Source organism: Arsenophonus endosymbiont of Bemisia tabaci Q2, assembly GCF_902713415.1.
Classification (GTDB): domain Bacteria; phylum Pseudomonadota; class Gammaproteobacteria; order Enterobacterales; family Enterobacteriaceae; genus Arsenophonus.
Genome location: NZ_CACTIE010000028.1, coordinates 1 through 3,572, shown reverse-complemented (window position 1 = coordinate 3,572; position 3,572 = coordinate 1). Strand labels below are relative to the sequence as shown.

5 protein-coding genes and 1 tRNA gene are annotated in these 3,572 nt (G+C 32.4%); 2 read left to right on the top strand and 4 right to left on the bottom strand.

The features are described from left to right. Positions 1-161: 161 nt before the first annotated feature. The 3 genes from ARSQ2_RS02080 to ARSQ2_RS14510 form a co-directional block, all read right to left on the bottom strand. Positions 162-237, bottom strand: a tRNA-Asn gene (locus ARSQ2_RS02080). A 201-nt stretch (positions 238-438) separates the two neighbouring features. Beyond that, entirely contained in the window at positions 439-588 is a 150-nt protein-coding gene (locus ARSQ2_RS14515) for a YlaC family protein (protein ID WP_420837719.1), read from the bottom strand. A 196-nt stretch (positions 589-784) separates the two neighbouring features. Further along, positions 785-964: a YlaC family protein gene (locus tag ARSQ2_RS14510; protein ID WP_181994200.1), complete on the bottom strand. Its 180-nt coding sequence runs from the start codon at positions 962-964 to the stop codon at positions 785-787. 478 nt (positions 965-1,442) lie between these two features. Here ARSQ2_RS14510 and cspE point away from each other — a divergent pair, with 478 nt between their 5' ends. After that, positions 1,443-1,655 carry a transcription antiterminator/RNA stability regulator CspE gene (gene cspE, locus ARSQ2_RS02060; protein WP_181994199.1) on the top strand — a complete coding sequence of 71 codons (213 nt, stop codon included), beginning with the start codon at positions 1,443-1,445 and terminating at the stop codon, positions 1,653-1,655. Between the two features lie 259 nt (positions 1,656-1,914). Then, a complete protein-coding gene (locus ARSQ2_RS02055; RefSeq protein WP_181994198.1) occupies positions 1,915-2,460 on the top strand; it encodes a hypothetical protein in 546 nt (181 codons plus the stop codon). Between the two features lie 124 nt (positions 2,461-2,584). Here ARSQ2_RS02055 and ARSQ2_RS02050 read toward each other — a convergent pair whose 3' ends face one another. After that, entirely contained in the window at positions 2,585-3,265 is a 681-nt protein-coding gene (locus tag ARSQ2_RS02050; protein ID WP_181994197.1) for a PAS and helix-turn-helix domain-containing protein, read from the bottom strand. Between the last annotated feature and the right edge of the window lie 307 nt (positions 3,266-3,572).

The following is a 3,572-nucleotide window of genomic DNA, read 5'->3' as shown; positions in this document are numbered from 1 at the left end:
TATATTAATCAGCAGTGCGGAGTTTTGAATATAACAATATTTTGGCTAGCGAGAGGTTGCGTTATAGTAAGCATAACTGTTGATTTTTAATCTATCTAATTTGCCTATAAAAACAAAAAACCTGCTAATTAGGCAGGTTTTCTTAAGAATCTGGAAGAATGTGGCTCCTCCAACTGGACTTGAACCAGTGACATACGGATTAACAGTCCGCCGTTCTACCGACTGAACTATGGAGGAATTAAGCAAGCTAAAAAAAGCTGGCTAGATATTAACGATGTCCTGCACCACTGTCAACGTTAAAAATATAATATTTTTACTGTTTGTTTATACTGCAATCAAATTGCATCAAAAATAAACTATTTATCTGATATTATATGAGTTTTATAGGAATTATGGGTGATTTTTATTGAACTAGTCGGGTATGCAAGTAGATATATATCATAAAATGTTATTTTGCTTGATAAGACCTTTTAACTCGGTTTTGATTGCATTGTTGATAGTTGGCTCAGCAAGTATTTTATTAATTGCAGTATCTGTTACCTTTTCAGTAACAAACCATTCACCATTGTAACATACACGTAAATCCAGTATAGCTAAGCGTCTTAATTTTGATTACAAAATATATGTTTTTCTCCAATATAAATTTACTGATATAGAGTAATTACTTGTAATCATTTTAACGTCGCCCAACTATATCCCAATATCCTTAAAGCGGTATGTTGGTTTGATATCAAACAGTAATGCAGCGGCGAGCAAAAGAAAAAAATGTAAAACCGATTGTCCACTACAAACCAAAGTACGAGGTATAATAGATTAGAATCGCTGTTAGCAAGTAAGTCATGACTATTCCTATACATAGGTATGGATGCGCAATAATAAACTGCCAATTTAGATAAGGTCTATTATTGCGGTTTTGCTGTTTATTTATTTGGCAGAGATTTTCATTCAGGATTACTTTTATCATATACATGATATTTACCTTAATTGATCAGATTTGTAGATGAATCTAAACCTTGAGACTAGTATATTAAATTGCTTGAGTTATCGACATATCTTTTTTCTCTTATTTTAAACAAAATTTCTATTGATTAGGAATCGTCCCAAACAGAAAAAAATTTATATTTATGGATTTATTTAGATCATTTTGATTTTTTTATTAATTTATTGGGTTAACGAAGAATATTCTTGAAAAAATTCGATTTTTTCTTAAACAAAAGCATAAAACTATTGATATTATTAACTACTCGTGCGTTAATGGGGGGAAGCCTAATAAACAGATCTATTTTATTTACGACATTTAAGTTAATGTGTTATGAGTAGCGTTATCCTTGATAGCCTTTCGACCGTTTCTTGCTGAGTGCTTCCATGAATTAAATAGTGATGTAGGCTTTTGTATACCTGCCGAAAGCGGCAATGTTTATTAGTTATATAGGAAAAGACACATGTCTGACAAAATAAAGGGTCAAGTGAAGTGGTTTAACGAATCTAAAGGCTTTGGTTTCATCACTCCTTCTGATGGCAGCAAGGATGTATTCGTTCACTTCTCTGCCATTCAAGGAAATGGATTCAAAACCCTGGCTGAAGGGCAAAATGTAGAATTTACTATTGAAGATGGTTCGAAAGGCCCATCTGCAGCGAATGTAACTGCTCTTTAAGATTAGTTAAATAAATGGATTTCTTGAAGCCTGTTGTGCAAGCGGCAGGCTTCTTTATTATTTGTAGTAAAATTTTTTGGTACAACATTCAATTTTTTGGCATAACTGATGAAAATCAATGATAGCGTTTTAGTAACGACTGATATAGCTGGGCGACTTTAAAATGATTACAAGTAATTACTCTATATCAGTAAATTTATATTGAAGAAAAACATATATTTTGTAATCAAAATTAAGACGCTTTTAGCTATATCGACTGATGTCAGGTTTTATTAGCATTGCAACAATACACCCACCGGCGACCATTGTTGCTCCAGCGCTTAATGTCATCGAGTCCTACTCTGCTGGAATGATATTGATTAATTCTTTAATGTCGATGGTGGTTAATGAAGTAAATGTCACCAAAATCATAACAGCAAAAAATAAAGGCACTGTTATTTTGGCGGTTAGACTTAATCCTTTAAATCCGTATGCAACTAATACGGTAATAAATATGCCTGAAATTGTGGCACACCAGCCGAAGTCAAGCTTCCCGTTTAATGCATATTCTAAAGTTTTGGGACAAACTCCATTTTGTACGCCGAACCAACCGAGCGAGCTTATCGCAATAGCAAATCTGATCATGGCAGAGCCTATTCGCCCAAAGCTGCACCATCTGGACAAAATGCTGGTAGGTAGCCTTTCCCGACATCCTATAAGACCCAATCCTAGGCCTAAAAATTCAAGAATTAAGCTACCCAAAAGTGTTGCTAATATTGCCCCTGCCAAAATGTCATTGCATGGCCTAATGTACCACCCAGTATAAACTGCGATAGTGCAGTATTGACGCCGATACGAATTAAAACAATAGAAAATAAATTAGAGCGTGCTGAATGCGGAATCCTTTCAAGGGAGTGTTCTTTATCCATGTTTATACTTCTGTATATTATTTAGTTAAATAAATAGCTGCGCGGTCTGAGAAATCGCATCGGTATTTTATTATGAATATTTTTATGAATACAATATTCTATAAGTTGTTCCCGAAAGCTAATCCCCAATTTTTGGTAGATAGATTGTAATTTATTGTTAACGGTATGATGACTAACACAAAGCATTTTAGAAATTTCTTTTGGGTTAAATGAATGTGCTACCAGAAACATTATTTCTAATTCTTTTTTGGTAAATTTTGTTTCAATCAGACAATCTGTTGTTCCATGAATTTTACCATAATTTTTAAATTGCCTAAAAGGCAGTAGTTCCATCTTTCTTGAATGAAAGATAACGCCAACACATTCTCCGTCGACAATAAACGGAAATTTTTCACAAATGTAAGGTTGTAATAGTGAATCTTCACCATAAGGATAAATATCAATCGAAATAATATTTCTTTTTTGTTTTAATGTTTCAAAATCATGTGCTTGAAAGTTTTCTGAGAATTCAGCTATGGGATGAGGTATTTCGCTATCATTTTTGCCGTATAAGTTAAAATTTGTAGATAAATTAAATAACCTGTAGTTTTGTGTATTGCTATAAAAATGAATAGATTGGTCGCTGTCAAATATTTTTATTCCCCACGGATCGCTATTGTTTTCAAACATAGCAATAAGTTGAGGTGATATTTTCACATCCATTATTTCCTCCCACCGATAGGACTCAATAATACTCATAAATTACCTATAAACAATCTGTTTATTCCTTGTAGAATAGCGTCTTAATATAAATAAATTCTGGACATAATGGAAATTTTTCTAGTAAATTATTTGTCTGTTATTTCAATAAAATTATGTAACTAATTGTTTTTATTTTTTTATTTTTTATTAAGTCGGGTAATTTGATATCAGACGGATTAATGAATTTATCTGAACTATTAAAACAATATATTGGCCAATTTTTAGCCGAATAAATACCTATATAATCAGCAAAATGAATAAAAATAAT